Source organism: Endozoicomonas sp. ALD040 (assembly GCF_049275945.1).
Lineage (GTDB): Bacteria > Pseudomonadota > Gammaproteobacteria > Pseudomonadales > Endozoicomonadaceae > Endozoicomonas_A.
Window position 1 is genome coordinate 5,776,088 of the sequence record NZ_CP184829.1, and the last position, 18,126, is coordinate 5,794,213.

General features: G+C 46.9%; 11 protein-coding genes. 10 read left to right on the forward strand and 1 reads right to left on the reverse strand.

All coding sequences use genetic code 11. The annotated features are described in order from the left end of the window. Both ACOJUN_RS20890 and ACOJUN_RS20895 read left to right on the forward strand, forming a co-directional pair. Window positions 1-1,584: an F-box/WD repeat-containing protein gene (locus ACOJUN_RS20890; protein ID WP_422133810.1), complete on the forward strand. Its 1,584-nt coding sequence runs from the start codon at window positions 1-3 to the stop codon at window positions 1,582-1,584. Between the two features lie 187 nt (window positions 1,585-1,771). Further along, window positions 1,772-3,358, forward strand: coding sequence for an F-box/WD repeat-containing protein (locus ACOJUN_RS20895; RefSeq protein WP_422133811.1), 1,587 nt, complete (start codon window positions 1,772-1,774; stop codon window positions 3,356-3,358). Here ACOJUN_RS20895 and ACOJUN_RS20900 read toward each other — a convergent pair. Continuing rightward, window positions 3,334-3,564: a hypothetical protein gene (locus ACOJUN_RS20900; protein WP_422133812.1), complete on the reverse strand. Its 231-nt coding sequence runs from the start codon at window positions 3,562-3,564 to the stop codon at window positions 3,334-3,336. The genes ACOJUN_RS20895 and ACOJUN_RS20900 overlap by 25 nt on opposite strands. Window positions 3,565-3,667: 103 nt before the next feature. On the opposite strand from ACOJUN_RS20900, the gene ACOJUN_RS20905 reads away from it, so the two are divergent. The 8 genes from ACOJUN_RS20905 to ACOJUN_RS20940 all read left to right on the forward strand — a co-directional run bounded on the left by ACOJUN_RS20905 (window position 3,668) and on the right by ACOJUN_RS20940 (window position 18,069). After that, the gene (locus ACOJUN_RS20905) at window positions 3,668-5,233 is read left to right on the forward strand and encodes an F-box/WD repeat-containing protein (protein WP_422133813.1); all 1,566 of its coding nucleotides are present in this window, start codon (window positions 3,668-3,670) and stop codon (window positions 5,231-5,233) included. Between the two features lie 186 nt (window positions 5,234-5,419). Further along, the gene (locus tag ACOJUN_RS20910; RefSeq protein WP_422133814.1) at window positions 5,420-6,985 is read left to right on the forward strand and encodes an F-box/WD repeat-containing protein; all 1,566 of its coding nucleotides are present in this window, start codon (window positions 5,420-5,422) and stop codon (window positions 6,983-6,985) included. Between the two features lie 156 nt (window positions 6,986-7,141). Then, window positions 7,142-8,722: an F-box/WD repeat-containing protein gene (locus ACOJUN_RS20915; protein WP_422133815.1), complete on the forward strand. Its 1,581-nt coding sequence runs from the start codon at window positions 7,142-7,144 to the stop codon at window positions 8,720-8,722. Window positions 8,723-9,038: 316 nt separating this feature from the next. Continuing rightward, window positions 9,039-10,613: a WD40 repeat domain-containing protein gene (locus ACOJUN_RS20920; RefSeq protein WP_422133816.1), complete on the forward strand. Its 1,575-nt coding sequence runs from the start codon at window positions 9,039-9,041 to the stop codon at window positions 10,611-10,613. 300 nt (window positions 10,614-10,913) lie between these two features. After that, complete coding sequence (locus tag ACOJUN_RS20925; RefSeq protein WP_422133817.1) at window positions 10,914-12,869, forward strand: hypothetical protein; 1,956 nt, start codon at window positions 10,914-10,916, stop codon at window positions 12,867-12,869. A gap of 116 nt (window positions 12,870-12,985) precedes the next feature. After that, window positions 12,986-14,581 carry a WD40 repeat domain-containing protein gene (locus ACOJUN_RS20930; protein WP_422133818.1) on the forward strand — a complete coding sequence of 532 codons (1,596 nt, stop codon included), beginning with the start codon at window positions 12,986-12,988 and terminating at the stop codon, window positions 14,579-14,581. Window positions 14,582-14,685: 104 nt separating this feature from the next. Continuing rightward, window positions 14,686-16,299, forward strand: a complete 1,614-nt coding sequence (locus tag ACOJUN_RS20935; protein ID WP_422133819.1) for an F-box/WD repeat-containing protein — start codon at window positions 14,686-14,688, stop codon at window positions 16,297-16,299. 168 nt (window positions 16,300-16,467) lie between these two features. After that, window positions 16,468-18,069 (forward strand): F-box/WD repeat-containing protein, encoded by a 1,602-nt coding sequence (locus ACOJUN_RS20940; RefSeq protein WP_422133820.1) that lies wholly within the window; start codon window positions 16,468-16,470, stop codon window positions 18,067-18,069. Window positions 18,070-18,126 lie beyond the last annotated feature (57 nt).

Here is an 18,126-nt window from a genome sequence, read left to right on the forward strand (position 1 = left end):
ATGAATGGAATAGACAATAACCCCAGAATTGAAGTTTCACACTCGCCTCCTAAACGAGCTCATTTGCAAACACCAGAGGGTAACCATGCAGACAGGAGCGTCAGGGTACCTGACCAGAAAATAGAAGATAAACCTTCATTGCAGGCTTTAACCCCATTACCACTTTCCATGATTTTTTCCTATTTGGAGTTTAGAGATATCCGCAGCCTGGAACTTACCTGTACCATCCTTCGCACGGCTGTCAAAAAGGATAACGCTCTGGCAAAAGCCTGGTATCGTCGGTTTCCTTCACCACAGCAGTATCAACTAAGAACAGCCATCAAAACAAAAGATGCTACTCAACTCCGTGATTGGTTAAAGTCGTTCACGAATAATCAGGCGTTGTTGAAGTCACTCACAGGCCTCAACCCGGTGGGGGTTTCTGTGCCTGCTCAGTTATATTTCACCAGAGCCAGGCTGATGTCCGAATATAAAATATTTAATTTGGTGAGAAAAGACACCATTTACGAAAATGAATCAGTCGACTCAGCCGTCCTCAGTGTCGATGGCCGCCATCTGTTAATCGCCAACTGCGATTATGCAGCAAAAATCTACCGCCGCATGGCTGATGGATCATGGGAAACAAACACCATCATTCCCCATAGAAGAAGGATCCGCACAGCTATTTTCAGCCCCGATGGGGAGCAAGTTTTAACCGCCAGTTGGGATGACACAGCAAAAATATACCGTCTGGGGTGCGATGGGTCATGGTCAGAAAAAGCCTGCATTTTCCATAATGGCTCGGTTATAAAAGCCAGCTTTAGCGCCAATGGCCGCCATGTGATAACCAACAGCTCGGATAAAACGGCGCAAATCCATAGCCGGAAGGACGATGGATCATGGCAATTGACAGCCACATTTTTCCATGATAATGCTGTTTACTCAGGTAACCTGAGCCCCGATGGCCACCATCTGGTCACCGCCAGTTGGGACAAGACAGCGAAAATCCATCGCCAGAAGACCGATGGATCATGGGAAGAAGCAGTCTTCACTTTTTACCATCAGGATCGAGTCAGTTCAGCCGCCTTCAGCCCTGATGGCCACCATCTGGTGACCGCCAGCGACGATGGCACAGCAAAAATCATCAGCCAGCAGCCCGATGGCTCATGGTTAGAAATAGCCTGCTTTTCCCATGATAAGAAGGTTCTATCAGCCAGCTTCAGCCCCGACTGCCGTCATTTGGTGACCTGCAGTGATTGCAAAGTGAAAATCTACGGCCAGAAAAATAATGGAAAATGGGTAGAAAAAGCCATCTTTAAACATGAGGATCCTGTCACCTCAGCGACCTTCAGCCCTGATGGCCGCCATTTGGTGACCGCCAGTGATGATGGCACAGCGAAAATCATTGGTCTGCAGCTCGATGGCTCATGGTTAGAAAAAGCCTGCATTTCCCATGGATACTGGGTTATATCAGCCTGTTTTAGCGACGATGGCAGTCATGTGGTGACCGCTGGTGACAACACGGCGATAATCACTGAACTACAGTGGAGTGATTTATTGCCTGCTGCCCCACCCCTTCTTCAGCGTATCTGTACAATCTTGTGATTTTTCTTACTCAACACGGGTGGTCAATGAGTGACACCATACGGCCTGTGTTGAAAAAAATAAATTTTGTTAGCTGCACTTAACAACATGTCATGAACTTTCATTCTAAAACCGATTCTAAACCGCTGGATCAATATTAAACGTCGCTGCTCATTGAGGATACGTACCTGCTTTCAGAGAAAAAAATATGAATGGAATAGACAATAACCCCAGAATTGAAGTTTCACACTCGCCTCCCAAGCGAGCTCAATTGCAAACACCAGAGGGTAACCATGCAGACAGGAGGGTCAGGGTACCTGACCAGAAAAGAAAGGATAAACCTTCATTGCAGTTTTTATCCCCATTATCACTTTCCATGATTTTTTCCTATTTGGAGCTTAGGGATATCCGCAGCATAGAACGTACCTGTACCTTTCTTCACGAGGCTGTCAAAGAGGATAAGGCTCTGGCAAAAGCCTGGTACCGTCAGTTTCCTTCACCACAGCAGTATCAACTAAGAACAGCCATCAAAACAAAAGATGCTACTCAACTCCGTGATTGGTTAAAGTCGTTCACGAATAATCAGACATTGTTGAAGTCACTCACAGACCTCAACCCGGTGGGGGCTTCTGTGCCTGCTCAGTTATATTTCACCAGAGCCAGGCTGATGTCCGAATATAAAATATTTAATTTGGTGAGAAAAGATACCATTCACGCAAATGAATGTGTCGACTCAGCCGCCCTCAGTGTCGATGGCCGCCATCTGTTAATCGCCAGTTTCGATTATACAGCAAAAATCTACCGCCGCATGGCTGATGGATCATGGGAAACAAACACCACCATTCCCCATGGAAGAAGGGTCGTCTCAGCTATTTTCAGCCCCGATGGGGAGCAAGTGTTAACCGCCAGTTGGGATGGCACAGCGAAAATATACCGTCTGGGGTGCGATGGATCATGGTCAGAAAAAGCCTGCATTTTCCATAATGACTCGGTTCTGGCAGCCAGCTTTAGCAGCAATGGCCGCCATGTGATAACCAACAGTTCGGACAGAACGGCGCAAATCCATAGCCGGAAGGACGATGGATCATGGCAATTGACAGCCACATTTTTCCATAATGAAGCTGTTTACTCAGGCAACTTGAGCCCCGATGGCCACCATGTAGCCACCGCCAGTTGGGACAAGACAGTGAAAATACATCGCCAGAAAACCGATGGATCATGGGAAGAAGCAGCCTTCACTTTTAACCATCAGAATCGTGTCAGTTCAGCCACCTTCAGCCCTGATGGCCGCCACCTGGTGACTGCCAGCGAAGATGGCACGGCGAAAATCATTAGTCAGCAGCCCGATGGCTCATGGTTAGAAATAGCCTGTATTTCCCATGATCACACGGTTCTATCAGCCACCTTCAGCCCCGATAACCACCATGTGGTCACCACCAGTTGGGATAATACAGTGAAAATCCATCGCCAGAAAAACAATGGATCATGGGTAATAAAAGCCACCTTTAAACATAATGATCCTGTCAGCTCAGCGGCCTTCAGCCCTGATGGCCGCCATTTGGTGACCGCCAGTAATGATGGCACAGCGAAAATCATTGGTCTGCAGCGCGATGGGTCATGGTTAGAAAAAGCCCGCATTTCCCATGGATACCGGGTTATGTCAGCCAGTTTTAGCGACGGTGGCAGTCATGTGGTGACCGCTGGTGGCAACAAGGTGATAATCACTGAACTACAGTGGAGTGATTTATTGCCTGCTGCCCCACCCCTTCTTCAGCGTATCTGTACCATCTTGTGATTTTTCTTACTCAAGAGGGTGTCGCAAAACTTCAACAGCTCGTTCTCACGCTCTGAAGTCGTCATTCCCGCGAAGGCGGGAATCCAGCGCCAACAGTGGGTCTCTGCCTTCTCGGGGATGACAAGGCCGGGGGGCACCGGGCAGTATGGTTCTGGTGGTGAGTCAGTGTGGATTCCCGCTTTCGCGGGAATGACGAGAAACTTCACCAGATGTCATGAACTTTCATTCTAAAACCAACTCTAAGCAGCTGGATGAATATTGAACATCGTTGCTCATCGAGGATAGCTACCTGCTTTCAGAGAAAAAAATATGAATGGAACAGATAATAACGCCAGAACTCAAGTTTCGCTCTTACCACCTGAGCAAGTTCGTATGGAAACACCAAGGGGTACCTATGCGGGCAGGAGTATCAGGGTACCTGACGAGAAAATGGAGGATCAACCTTCATTGCGGAAATTACCCTCATTAGCATTTTCCAGGATTTTTCGTTATCTGCAGCTCCGGGATATCCGCAGTTTAGAACAGGTATGTAACTTCCTTCACAAGGTTGTCAAAGAAGATAATGCTCTGGCAAAAGCCTGGTATCGTCGGTTTTCTTCGTCACACCAGTACCAACTGAAGATGTCTATGACTGCAAAAAACAAGAATCAACTTTATGATTGGTTTGAGTCGTTTACCAGTGATCAGGCACTGGTGAAATCACTGGCAGACCGCAACCCGGAGGAAGTTTATGTACCGGCTCTGTTTTTTTTCACCAAGAGTAAACTGATGTCTGAATGTAAAACGTTTAAATTAGTTACAGCATCAAAGATTAAGAAAAATGAACAGGTAACTTCAGCCAGCCTCAGTGTTGATGGCCGCCATATGATCACCACCTGTATTAATGACTCAGCAAAAATCTTCGTCAATAAGCCTGACGGATCATGGCAACCAGAGGCCATCTTTCCTCATGCCAAAGCGGTCACTTCTGCCAGCTTCAGCCCCTCTGGTGACCATGTGGTGACTGCCAGTAAAGATGGCACGGCTATAATTTACGGCCTTAAGGCCGACAGGTCCTGGGAACCAGTGGGCCGCATTTCCCATACCAAAAAAGTCCAATCAGCCACCTTCAGCACCGATGGCCGCCGTGTGGTGACCGCCAGTTCCGATATGTCGGCGAAAATCTATGGCCTCAAGGACGATGGGTCCTGGGAAAGTGAAGCCACTATACTCACGAACAGTCCGATCATATTTGCTACTTTCAGCCCCGATGGCTACCACCTAATAACCGCGTGTTTAGTTGACACGGCGAAAATCCATACTCAGCAGACCGATGGATCATGGCGAGAAAAAGCTACCATTCCCCATTTTGATATGGTCATCTCAGCCGCCTTCAGTCCCGATGGCCGCCATGTGGTGACCGCCAGTATGGATAAAACGGCAAAAATCAATGGCCAAAAGGCCGATGGGTCATGGGAACCAGAAGACACCATTCACCATATTAGCCGTGTGCTCACAGCCAACTTCAGCCCCGATAGCCGCTATGTGGTAACTGCCAGTTTGGAAGGCACGGTAAAAATCCATAGCCAGAGAGCCGATGGATCATGGCAGCCAGAAGCCAACATTGTCCATGAACAGGGAGTCTTCTCAGGCATTTTCAGCCCTGATGGCCGGAATGTAGTGACCGCAGGCAATGACGGAACAGCGAAAATCATTGGCAAAAAGGACGATGGGACATGGTTAGAAAAAGCCTGCATTTCCCACAAGGATGGCTGCTGGATCAACTCAGCCAGCTTCAGCACCGATGGCCAATATGTGGTAAGCGTCGCCAGCAACCGCTCGGTCAAAATCACTGAACTGCGGAAGAATCATTCATTGTTTAGCGTCACTGAGTGACGCCATTCTGCCTGTGTTGAAAGATAGAAATTATTAACCATTGTCCGGAATCAGAGTCCTGTTTTTGTTAGTTGAACTAAACAACATGTCATGAACTTTCCCTCTAAATCCGATTCTAACTACCTGAATCAATATTGGACGTCTTTGCCAATCAGGGATAAGTATTCACTTTCAGGGAAATAAAACATGCATGGAATAGATAATAAATCGAGCACCGATGGTTCACACTCACCACCACCCGGGCAAGTTCGTTTGGAAACACCAAAGGTTATCTGCGCGGGCAGGAGCGTCATTGAACCCGACAAGGAAATCGAGAATAAACCTTCATTGCAGGTTTTATCTTCATTATCACTTTCCATGATTTTTTCCCATTTGAAGTTTCGGGATGTTAGCAGCTTAACAAAAGTATGTACCCGCTTTCGCGACCTTATCAACGAAGATAACGCTCTGGCAAAAGCCTGGTATCGACAGTTTTCTTCACCACACCAGTATCAACTCAGGAAAACCATCAATACAAAAAATGGGAATCAACTCCGTGCCTGGTTGCAGTCATTTACTAATGATGAGGCGGTACTGACGTCGTTCAAAGATTGCAAACCTGAGAGTGTTTATTTACCTGCACGGTTATATTTCACCAAGACCAGGCTGATGTCCGAGTGTAAAACCTTTAAATTGGTTAATAAAGCCACCATCAAGGAAGACAGGGCTATCAGAACAGCTCTCCTCAGTGTTGACGGCCGCCATATGGTAACCGTCGCTGAAGACCCAAGAGAAAGAACGCCGCAAATCTACGTTTATAAGACTGACGGATCATGGGAAAATATAACCACCATTCCCCATGAGGACTGGGTCAACTCAGTTATTTTTAGCCTCGATGGTGACCGTGTGTTGACCGCCTGTAGCGATGGCACAGTGAAAATCTATGACAAGGAGGCTGATGGGTCATGGAAACATAAAGCGACCCTTGCAAATAATCGTCATTCATTAAGCTTCATTGCCGATGAGCGCCATGTCTTGACTACCAGCAGGGACGGAACGACGATGATCCATGGCCTGAAAGACGATGGATCATGGGAATTACCAACCACCCTTTCCCATAATGCACGTATCGAATCAGCCGCCCTCAGCGCCGATGGCTGCCATCTGGTCACAGCGGGTTTTGATTACACAGCAAAAATACACAGTCAGAAGACCGATGGATCATGGGAAGTGAAAGGTATCATTCCCCATAAAAGTCTCGTCTACACGGGCAACTTCAGCCCGGACAGTCACTATATCGTGACCGCCAGCCGTGATTTCACAGCGAAAATCTATGGCAGGCAGGCCGATGGGTCATGGCTGCCAGAAATCACCATTGAACACGATTGTGCTGTCAAGTCAGCCAACTTCAGTCCCGATGGCCATTACGTGCTCACTGCCAGTAACGACTGCACGGTGAAAATCTATTACCTGAACGCTGATGAAAAATGGATAAAAAAAGCCACCTTTAACCATGACGATGGGGTCAATTCAGCCAGCTTCAGCCCTGATAGCCGCCACCTGGTCACTGCCAGCTGGGACGGAACGGCGAAAATCATCGGCCAGAACGACGATGGATCATGGTCAGAAAAAGCCAGAATTTACCACAAAGACAACGTCTTATATGCTACCTTCAGCGCCGATGGCAGCCATGTGATTACTGCCGGCAGGGACTGTGAGGTGCAAATCACTGAACTACGGATGAATGATTCATTAGCTGCTGTCATTGTCTGACACCTTTCTGCGTATGCGAGAAGACAGAAACTTTGTTAGTTGTACTTAACACAATGTTTTGAACTTATCATTCCGAAACAGTTTCAAACCTGAACGATTAACTTTCGAACGTCTCTATTGGTCGAGGATAAATTCCAAATTTTTCGGGAGTCAGACATGCACGGAATAGAGAATAATCCCGTCGTTGAAGGTCCAGTCTCACCACCAAAGCGAACTCCACTGGCAACACCAACGACTGACAGCGCGGGCAGGAGCGTCACTGTTATTGGCGAGGAAAAAAAGCAAAGATCATCACTACTGTCTTTACCCTCATTTTCCATGATTTTTCGCTGTCTGCAGCTTAGAGATATTTACAATACAGGACTGACATGCAAGCGCCTCCAAACCGCCGTCAAAGACGACAACGCTCTGGCAAAAGCCTGGTATCGCCAGTTTTCTTCAGCACACCAGTATCAATTCAGGATGTCCATCAATGAAAAAGACAGTCATCAAATTCGAGATTGGTTGAACCTCTTTACGGAGGATGAGGCGTTAGTCGAGCCATTGGCAAATCTCAGACTGGAGAGCGTTTATTCGCCTGCGCTGTTATATTTCAACAGAGCCCGGCTAATGTCTCAATGTGAAACATTTAATCTGAATCCAGAAGTCACTATTCACGAAAATAATTTTATCAACTCAGCCGAGCTCAGCGTCGATGGCCGTCATCTTGTGACCGCCAGAGAAGACTTTCAGGCGACTGTCTATAACCAGAAGAGTGTTGGATCATGGGTAAAAAAAACCAGCATTCCCCATCACCGCAGTGTCAAACCACCCATGTTCAGCCCTGATGGTCAGAATTTGCTAACAGTCGGCACCGATTACACGGCGAAAATATATAGTCTGGGATCCGATGAATCATGGGCATTATCAACCACCCTCGGCCTACCCCATGATGGTACTGTCCAGTCAGCCGCTTTCAGCACCGATGGCTGCCATGTGATAACCGCCTATTGGGATCAAACAGCGAAAATCCATAGCCAGATGGACGATGGATCATGGGCAGTAACAGGCAACCTTTCCCGAAATCATATCGAATTAAAATTAAGTAAATTGAGGTACCCCGATGACGTTAATGAGATATCTGCCACCTTCAGCACCGATGGCTGCCATTTGGTCATCGTATGGGGGAATCATAAAGCGTACATCCTTGGTCAGAAGTCCAATGGATATTGGGAATTAGAAGGTGTCATTTCCCATAAAAATAGCATCAACTCAGCCAGTTTCAGCCCCGATGGCCGCTATGCAGTGACTGCCAGCGAAGACAAAAAGGCGAAAATCTTTGGCAGGGATAGCAATGGATTATGGGTACAAATAGCCACCATTGACCATGAGGCTTCTGTCAATTCAGCTGCCTTCAGCCCCAATAGCCGCCATATAGTGACTGCCAGTCATGATGGTACAGTGAAAATCTACTGCCTGGACGCTAATGAATCATGGCAAGAAAAAGCCGTGATTGAACATTCTGATGCTGTGTGTTCAGCCACCTTCAGCCCTGATGGCCACCTTATAGTGACGGCTAGCGATAACGGTTTAGCAAAAATCATTGGTCAGGCGACCGATGGTTCATGGTCAGAAAGAGCCAGCATTACCCATGATGACAGTATTACGACAGCCAACTTTAGCGCCGATAATCACTATGTGGTGACTGCCAGTCGGGATGGAACAGTGCAAATCAATGAACTGCAGAGAAATAAATGAATGCTTTTCAATGACTAACGACATTGCACCTGTGCTGAAAAAACCTTCACTGCAGCATTTATCCTTGTTACCTCTTGCCAGAGTATCAACCAAGAACAGCCATCACCTCAAAAAACAGGCATCAACTCAGTGACTGGTTTGAATCGTTTTCGAAGGCTGAGAAGGTTGCCGAGCCACATACAGATCTCGAAAAAAATGTTAGTTGTACTTAACAAAATGTTTTGAACTTTCATTCCAGAACAGTCTCTAAATCATCATACACTTTTCGAACTCTCTGTTGATCGAAGATAAATTCCAAACTTTTCAGGAGTCAGACATGCACGGAATAGATAATAATCCCATCGTTGAAGGTCCAGTCTCACCACCAAAGCGAGCTCGACTGGCAACACCAACCAATGACAGCGCGGGCAGGAGCGTCACTGTTGTTGGCGAGGAAAAAAAGCAAAGACCATCACTAGTGTCTTTATCCTCACCTTCCACAATTTTTCGCTGTTTGCAGCTTAGAGACATTTACGATACAAGACTGAGATGTAAACGCCTTCGAACGGCTCTCAAAGAACAGAACGCTCTGGCAAAAGACTGGTATCGCCAGTTTTCTTCAGCACACCAGCAGCAACTGAATACGGCCATCAATGCAAAAGACAGGAATCAAATTCGAGATTGGTTGAAGCCCTTTATGGAAGATAAGGCGTTAGCCGAGTCAATGGCAGATCTCTCGCTGGAGAGCGATTATTCGCCTGCGCTGTTATGTTTCACGAGAACCCGGCTAATGTCTCAATGTGAAACATTTAATCTGAATACAGAAGCCACTATTCACGAAAGTAATATAATCAACTCAGCCGCCCTCAGCGTCGATGGCCGTCATCTTGTGACTGCCAATGATAACCATAAGGCGACTATCTATGACCATAAGAGTATTGGATCATGGGTAAAAAAAACCAGCATTTCCCATCACTGCAGGGTCAAACCACCCATGTTCAGCCCTGATGGTCAGCATTTGCTAACAATCAGCCACGATTGCACGGCGAAAATATATAGCCTGGGGTCCGATGAATCATGGGCATTATCAGCCACCCTCACCCTGCGCAATGATGGTATTGTCCAGTCAGCCGCTTTCAGCAGCGATGGCTGCCATGTGATAACCGTCTTTTGGGATTACACAGCGAAAATCCATAGCCGGATGGACGATGGATCATGGGCAGTAACAGCAAGCCTTTCCCGAGGCTGTATCGACTTAAGTGAATTCAGGTGCCCCCAAGACGTCAATGAAATATCTGCCACCTTCAGCACCGATGGCTGCCATTTGGTCATCGTCTGGGGGAATCACACAGCGAACATCCATGGCCAGAAGGCCGATGGATCCTGGGAATTAGAAGGTACCATTTCCCATGGAAATACTATCAATTCAGTCAGCTTCAGCCCCGATGGCCGCTATGTAGTGACTGCCAGCAAAGACAAAGAGGCGAAAATCTTTGGCAGGGATAGCACTGGATTATGGGTAGAAATAGCCACTATTGAGCACGAGGATTTTGTCAACTCAGCCACCTTCAGCCCCGAGAATCGCCATTTGGTGACTGCCTGTAATGACGGCACGGTGAAAATCTATTACCTGAACGCTGATGAAAAATGGCAAGAAAAAGCCGTCATTAAAGATGATAGAGCTGTGGCCTCAGCCAGATTCAGTCATGATGGCAGTTATATCGTGACGATTTGCCGGAACTGGACAGCAAAAATCATTGGTCAGACGAGCGATGGGTCATGGTCAAAAAAAGCCTGTATTACCCATGATGACTTTATCCTTTCAGCCACCGTTAGCGCCGATAGTCGCTATGTGGTAACCGCCTGTTGGGATGAAACAGTACGAATTACTGAACTGCAGAGCAATAATTGAATGCTTTTCACTGACTAACGACATTGCACCTGTGCTGAAAAAACCTTCATTGCGGCTGTCCCAAAACTCAGACAGGGGGAGCCTCACGACTCCCTCACCCATTGTTGCAAGCGAAGAAGAATGTGGCTTTGAAAGATTTTAATCTTCAAACTGATTTGTCTTTTTTGGCGCCAACCAGAAGTCCATCCTATGTTGAGTGCCTGATTTAACATTTGGTTGACCATTCTGCAGGGTAGCGGTTCATAAGATAGGAACGATATTCCCAGACATAGCCGAAGATTAAGACGACAAGGTACATACATGGCTTCATCAGTTAAGGCTTCCAATATAGTCAGGCAGTTCAGGTCCGTTCCAGTGTTATCCTGTTTGCTCTGCTTTCTGTTCACACCCTCACAACTTCTGGCAGTGAACTGTATAAAGTGCGGCCGTGAGTACAGTGATGACTTATTTAAAGAATCTGAACCCTGCCACTTATGTCGAACGAAAGACGGTTCTGATTCTGCTGATGAGGGTCATGATTTAAATCCCGGTACGCAGGCAGATGAATCACAGGGGACTCTGGGTCTTACCGTAGATATATTCAGGCGTGCAGCACAGGCAACTCCTGAAAATATGGTCCTGTCCCCTGATGGTATTTTTCAGACACCGTCACTGTTACTGATGGGGGCCACTGATGAAACCCGGGAATTGCTTGATAATAATCCCATCGTTGAAGGTCCGGTCTCATCACCAAAGCGAGCTCGACTGACAACACCAACCAATGACAGCGCGGGCAGGAGCGTCACTCTGGTTGGCAAGGAAAAAAAGCAAAGACCATCACTACAGTCTTTACCCTCATTTTCCACGATTTTTCACTGTTTGCAGCGCGGAAATATTGACAATACAAGACTGAGATGTATGCGCCCTGGAACGGCTCTCAAAGAAGAGAACGCTCTGGCAAAAGTCTGGTATGGCCAGTTTTCTTCAGCACACCAGCAGCAACTGAATACGGCCATCAATGCAAAAGACAGAAATCAAATTCGTGATTGGTTGAAGCCCTTTGTGAAGGATGAGGCGTTAACCGAGTCAATGGCAAATCTCTCGCTGGAGAGCGACTATTCGCCTGCGCTGTTATATTTCTCCAGAGCCCGGCTAATGTCTCAATGTGAAACAATTAATCTGAATACAGAAGCCACTATTCACGAAAATAATATGATCAACTCAGCCGTCCTCAGCGTCGATGGCCGCCATCTTGTGACCGCCAGTGAAAACAATGAGGCGTTTATCTACGGCCAGGAGACTGTTGGTTCATGGGTAAAAAAAACCAGCCTTCCCAACCACTGCAGGGTCAAATCACCCATCTTCAGCCCTGATGGTCAGCATTTGCTATCGATCAGTACCGATTACACGGTGAAAATATATAGCTTGGAGTCCGATGAATCATGGGCGTTATCAGCCACCCTCATCCTGCACAATGATGGTATTGTCCAGTCAGCCACTTTCAGCAGCGATAGCTGCCATGTGATAACCGTCTGCCGGGATCACACAGCGAAAATCCATAGCCGGATGGACGATGGATCATGGGCATTAACAGCCAGCCTTTCCGGAGGTCATATCGAATCAAGTCAATTCAGGAAGGCCGATGACGTCAATGAAATATCTGCCACCTTCAGCACCGATGGCAACCATTTGGTAATCACCTGGGGGAATCACACAGCGAACATCTATAGCCAGAAGGCCGATGGGTCGTGGGAATTAGAAGGTATCATTTCCCATAAAATGAGCATTAACTCAGCCAGTTTCAGCCCCGATGATCGCTATGTAGTGACTGCCAGCAAAGACAAAGAGGCAAAAATCTTTGGTAGGGATAGCAATGGTTTATGGGTAAAAATAGCCACCATTGAGCACGAGGCTTCTGTCAACTCAGCTGCCTTCAGCCCCGATAGCCGCCATATAGTGACTGCCAGTCATGATGGTACAGTGAAAATCTACTACCTGGACGCTAATGAATCATGGCAAGAAACAACCGTGATTGAACATTCTGACGCTGTGCGTTCTGCCACCTTCAGCCTTGATGGCCAGCTTATAGTAACGGCTAGCGATAACGGTATAGCAAAAATCATTGGTCAGGACACCGATGGGTCATGGTCAGAAAGAGCCAGCATTAGCCATGATGACAGGATCACGACAGCCAACTTTAGCGCCGATAATCGCTATGTGGTGACCGCCAGTTGGGATGGAACAGTGCAAATCAATGAACTGCAGAGAAATAATTGAATGCTGTTCACTGAGAGACGCCATTCGGCAATTAACCAGCTCAATGCTTTACGTAAGTACCTAACCAGGTACTTAATTGCTAATCAAGATAAATACTCAGTCTCTGGGAACAAATCATGAATGGGATAGGTAATAACTCCAGCATTGAAGGCTTTTATTCACCACCTGTGCAAGCTCAATCAAGAACAGATGCGGCTACCCGTGCGGGCAGAACCATCAGTCTGACTGACACAGAAAAAAATGAAAAACCTTCACTGCAGCATTTATCCTTATTATCTCTTTCCAGGGTTTTTCGTTATTTGAAGCTTAGGGATATTCGCAGTTTACAACAGGTATGTATCTACCTTCGCGATCTTGTCGAACAGGATAACGCTCTGGCAAAAGCCTGGTATCGCCGGTTTCCTTCACCCCATCAGCATCAACTGAGCATGACCATCAGCAGAAAAGATGACTATCAACTCCGTGATTGGTTGCAGTCGTTTTCGAATGACAAAGAGTTAGTCAATTCACTGATGGGGCGACGGGAAAGTGTTTATTTTCCTGCTCTCTTGTATTTCACCAGGGCTAAGCTGATGTCTCATGATGAAAGGTTTAAACTGGTAACAAATTCCATCATCGAGGAAGAGAAAACTATCAACTCAGCCGCCCTCAGTGCCGATGGCCGCCATCTGGCTACCGCCAGTGATATGGCGAGAATCTACGCCAGGGAGGCCAATGGATCATGGACACAAAAAGTCCTCATTTCACACAACCATGACCTCAACTCAATCAGTTTCAGCCCCGATGGTCAACATCTGGTGACTGCCTGTTATGATGGTACGGCAAAAATATATGGTCTGGGGTGCGATAAATCATGGACACAAAAAGCCATCATTACCCATGAGTATTCGGTGCAATCAGCCACCTTCAGTGCCGATAGCCGCCACGTGTTGACCGCCAGTTGGGACAAGACAGCGAAAATCCACAGCCAAAAGGACGATGGATCATGGCAATTAACAGCCACCTTTTGCCATGATGATTTTGTCCAATCAGCTACCTTCAGCAGCGATGGCCGCCATGTGGTCACCGCCAGTTGGGATAAAACAGCGAAAATCCATTCCCAGAAGGACAATGAACCATGGAAATTAGAAGCCATCATTCACCATAATGACATAGTCAATTCAGCCAGCTTCAGTCTCGATAACCGCTATGTGGTCTCTGCCAGCAGGGATCACACCGCGAAAATCTGCGGTAAGAACGACAAAGGTTTATGGGAAGTAAAGGCCATCATTGACCACAAGGATCATGTCAAGATAGCCAACTTCAGCCCGGACAGCCGTCATGTAGTCACTGCCAGCAAAGATGACACAGTGAAAATTTACGGCAGAAAGTCCGATGGCTCATGGGAAAGAAAAGCCATCTTTTATCATAGGGCCTGGGTCATATCAGCCATCTTCAGCCCTGATGGCCGCCATATTGTGACTGCCAGCGGTGACTCATCGGCCAAAATCATTGCTCAGAAGGCCGATGGCTCATGGTCAGAAATAGCCAGCATTGCCCATTTTAACTGGATATCATCAGCGACTTTTAACGACGATGGCCATCGTGTGATCACCGCCGGTTGGGATGCCAGCGTGAGAATCACTGAACTGCTTTGGTATCATTCGTTGTCTGCTGTCACCAAAAGACACCCTCCTGCATGCACCGAAAGAAACTTTGTCAGTTGCACTTAACAAGCTGTTATGAACTTTCGTTCCGAAAATGTCTCTAACTAAATAAATGATTTTTATCCGACCTTGCTAATCAAGGATAAATATCAATCTTACAGGAAACAGTCATGCATGGAATAAATAATAATCCTGGTATTAAACCTCCACTAAAGCGAGCCCGAGATCGATTCTTAGCGCTAGCAGGCAGGAATGCGGGTAGGTCCGTCACTGTACCCGATAAGAAAATAGGGCAACAATCTTCATTGCTGGCTTTATCCTCAGATACACTATCCAGGATTTTTTGCCATTTAACACTTCGGGATATTCGCAGTTTACAAAAGGTATGTGTCCGCCTTCGCGACCTTATCAAAACAGATAACACTCTGGCAAAAGCCTGGTTTAGCCAGTTTTCATCACCACACCAGAAGCAACTGAGGATGATCATTAATGCAAAAGACAAGGATCAACTCCGTGCCTGGCTTGAGTCGTTTTCTAATGACCAGGCGTTACTCAATTCGCTCACAGATTGTCGGCCAGAAAGTGTTGATTTAACTGATCTGTTATTTTTCACCAGGGCAGAGCTGATGTCTAAATGTGAAAGCTATGAACTGGTCACTAAAGCCATCTTTGATAAAACTTATCATGCCAACTCTGCCATCGACACTCCTGATCACCTGCCGATAGAATTCCTCGCTAAAGTGTATTCAGCCGCCCTCAGTGCTGATGGCCGCTATCTGGTTACCGCCAATGGAGACTATAGGGTAAAAGTCTACGCCCGCAATGCGGATGGGATATGGGAAATAAACACCACTATTCCCCATGAAAACCGGGTCGAGTCAGTCATTTTCAGCCCCGATAGTCAACATTTACTCACCATCTGTTTGAATTACAAGGCGAAGATATGTGCCCTGGGGTCCGATGGATCATGGGAACCAAAAACCACCATTCACCATAATGAACGCATCAAATCAGCCGCCTTCAGCACCAATAGTCAACATGTGGTGACCGCCAGTTGGGATTGCACAGCGAAAATCTATAGCCTGAAGGATGATGAATCATGGCAATATACAGCCATCCTTCCCCACGGGTCTGGTGTCTATTCAGCCAATTTCAGCACTGATGACTGTCTCTTGGTAACGGGCTGTCATGATAAAACGGTGAAAATTCATAGCCTGGGGGCTGATGGATTTTCATGGCAAGAAAAAGACTCCATTCCCCATAAAGGTATTGTCATATCAGCCAGGTTCAGCCCCAATGGCCGCTATCTGGTCACCGCCAGTAGGGATTGCAAGGCAAGAATCTTTATCAAGAAGGCCGACGGATCATGGAAAAAAATTACCACCATTGAACACACCAGAGTCGTCAACACAGCCACTTTTAGCCCCGATGGCCGCCATCTAGCCACTGCCAGCAACGATGGCACGGTGAAAATCTACGGTCGAAAAGCCAATGGCCTTTGGGAAGAGAAAGCCACCTTTTCCCATAAGAATTGGGCCTTATCAGCGACCTTCAGTCCTGACGGTCGCCATCTGGTGACTGCCAGCAGAGACAAAACAGTGAAAATCATCGCTCAGCAGGATGACGGGTCATGGTTAGAAAAAGCCACCATTACCCATGATGGCAAGATCTCATCGGCCGCCTTTAGCACCGATTGCAGCCAGGTGATCACAGCCAGTGAGGATGGCACAGTGATTATCACTGAACTACGAAAGAATCGTTCATTGCCTGCTGTCACTGAGTGACAGCCTCTTGCATGTGTCGAAAGAAATTTTGTTAGTTGCACTTAACAACCTGTTATGAACTTTCATTCTGAAAATTTCTCCAACTGACGTAAGTACCTAACCAGGTACTTATTAATTTTTTAAACGTTCTTGTTGATCGGAGATAAATAGCACTTGCAGGAACCAGAGATGCAAAGAATAAATAACAATCCCGGTATTAAAGCACCACTAACGCAAGATCAATCGCTGGCACTAACGGGTAACCATGGGTACAGGTCCATCACTGTAACTGATAAGAAAAAAAAAACAGTTTCATTGCAGGATTTAGCCTCAGATACACTGTCCCTGATTTTTCGCCATTTAAAACTTCGGGATATTCGCAGTTTACAAAAGGTATGTACCCGCCTTCGCGACGTCATTAAAGAAGATAAGGCTCTGGTAAAAGCCTGGTATCGCCAGTTTTCTTTACCACACCAGCAACAACTAAGGATGAGCATCAGGACAAAAAACAAGCATCAACTCCGTGCGTGGCTCAGGTCGTTTTCGAATGACAGGGCATTAGTCAAGTCACTCACAAATCGCCGGCCGAAGAGTGTTTATTCAGCCGGTCTGTTATTTTTCACCAGGGCTAAGCTGATGTCTGAATGTGAAACGTTTAAATTATTGACTAAAGCCACCATTGATAAAACGTATAAAGCCAACTCAGCCAGCAGCACTGAGGAATGCAACCGTTTAGCAGGCCTCAATCAAGTCAACTCAATCGACCTCAGTGCCGATGGCCAGTATCTGGTCACCGCCAATGGCGACAAAACGGCGAAAATATACGCCCAAAAGCCCGGTGGAACATGGGAAAAAAAAACCACCCTTGCCCATGACGCATGGGTCGAGTTAGCCCTTTTCAGCCCCGATAGTCACCATTTAGTCACCGTCAGTTTGAATGGAAAGGCGAGGATATATGATCTGGGGTGCGATCAATCATGGCAACCAAACACCATCATTCGCCATGATGGTCTCATCAATTCAGCCAGCTTCAGCAGCGATTGCCGTCATCTGGTGACCGCCGGTTCGGATAACACAACGAAAATCCATAGCCGGAAGGACGATGGATCATGGCAGTTAACAGCCACCCTTCCCCATAACTCTTCAGTCCGTTCAGCCACTTTCAGCACCGATGGCAGCCATTTGGTAACCGCCTGTAACGATAAGACGACGAAGATCTATAGCCAGAGGGCTGATCGACCCTGGGAGGAAAAAGATGCCATTCCCCATGATCGTGCCGTCCTGTCAGCCAGCTTCAGTAGCGATGGTTGCTATGTGGTCAGCGCCAGTATGGATTACAAGGCGAAAATCTATGAGAAGAAAACCGATGGATCATGGCAGGAAAATACCATTATTCAACACACGCAAACTGTCAACTCGGCCAGCTTCAGTCCCGATGGCCGCCATCTGGTGACTGCCAGCAACGACGGCACAGTGAAAATATATGGCCGAAAAACCGATGGTTTTTGGGAAGAAAAAGCCACCTTTTCCCATAAGAATTCGGTCTTATCAGCCACCTTCAGCCCTGATGGCCGCCATCTGGTGACTGCCAGTCATGACAAAACGGCGAAAATCATTGGTCAGCAGGATGATGGTTCCTGGTCAGAAAAAGCCACCATTGCCCATGACGACTGGGTCTTATCGGCCACCTTTAGCGCCGATGGCAGCCATGTGGTCACCGCCAGTTGGAATGGCATAGTGAAAATCACTGAACTGCGCAGGAATAATTTATTGTCTGCTGTCACTGAGTGACACTATCTCAATCACACTATCTCAATCACACTATCTCAATCACACTATCCTGCATGC

What these genes read in the sequence shown, in the direction of transcription:
- ACOJUN_RS20910 (WP_422133814.1), top strand. Translation starts at nt 5,420, where the DNA reads ATGCATGGAATAGATAATAAATCGAGCACCGATGGTTCACACTCACCA.
- ACOJUN_RS20930 (WP_422133818.1), top strand. Translation starts at nt 12,986, where the DNA reads ATGAATGGGATAGGTAATAACTCCAGCATTGAAGGCTTTTATTCACCA.
- ACOJUN_RS20920 (WP_422133816.1), top strand. Translation starts at nt 9,039, where the DNA reads ATGCACGGAATAGATAATAATCCCATCGTTGAAGGTCCAGTCTCACCA.
- ACOJUN_RS20895 (WP_422133811.1), top strand. Translation starts at nt 1,772, where the DNA reads ATGAATGGAATAGACAATAACCCCAGAATTGAAGTTTCACACTCGCCT.
- ACOJUN_RS20915 (WP_422133815.1), top strand. Translation starts at nt 7,142, where the DNA reads ATGCACGGAATAGAGAATAATCCCGTCGTTGAAGGTCCAGTCTCACCA.
- ACOJUN_RS20940 (WP_422133820.1), top strand. Translation starts at nt 16,468, where the DNA reads ATGCAAAGAATAAATAACAATCCCGGTATTAAAGCACCACTAACGCAA.
- ACOJUN_RS20890 (WP_422133810.1), top strand. Translation starts at nt 1, where the DNA reads ATGAATGGAATAGACAATAACCCCAGAATTGAAGTTTCACACTCGCCT.
- ACOJUN_RS20935 (WP_422133819.1), top strand. Translation starts at nt 14,686, where the DNA reads ATGCATGGAATAAATAATAATCCTGGTATTAAACCTCCACTAAAGCGA.
- ACOJUN_RS20905 (WP_422133813.1), top strand. Translation starts at nt 3,668, where the DNA reads ATGAATGGAACAGATAATAACGCCAGAACTCAAGTTTCGCTCTTACCA.
- ACOJUN_RS20925 (WP_422133817.1), top strand. Translation starts at nt 10,914, where the DNA reads ATGGCTTCATCAGTTAAGGCTTCCAATATAGTCAGGCAGTTCAGGTCC.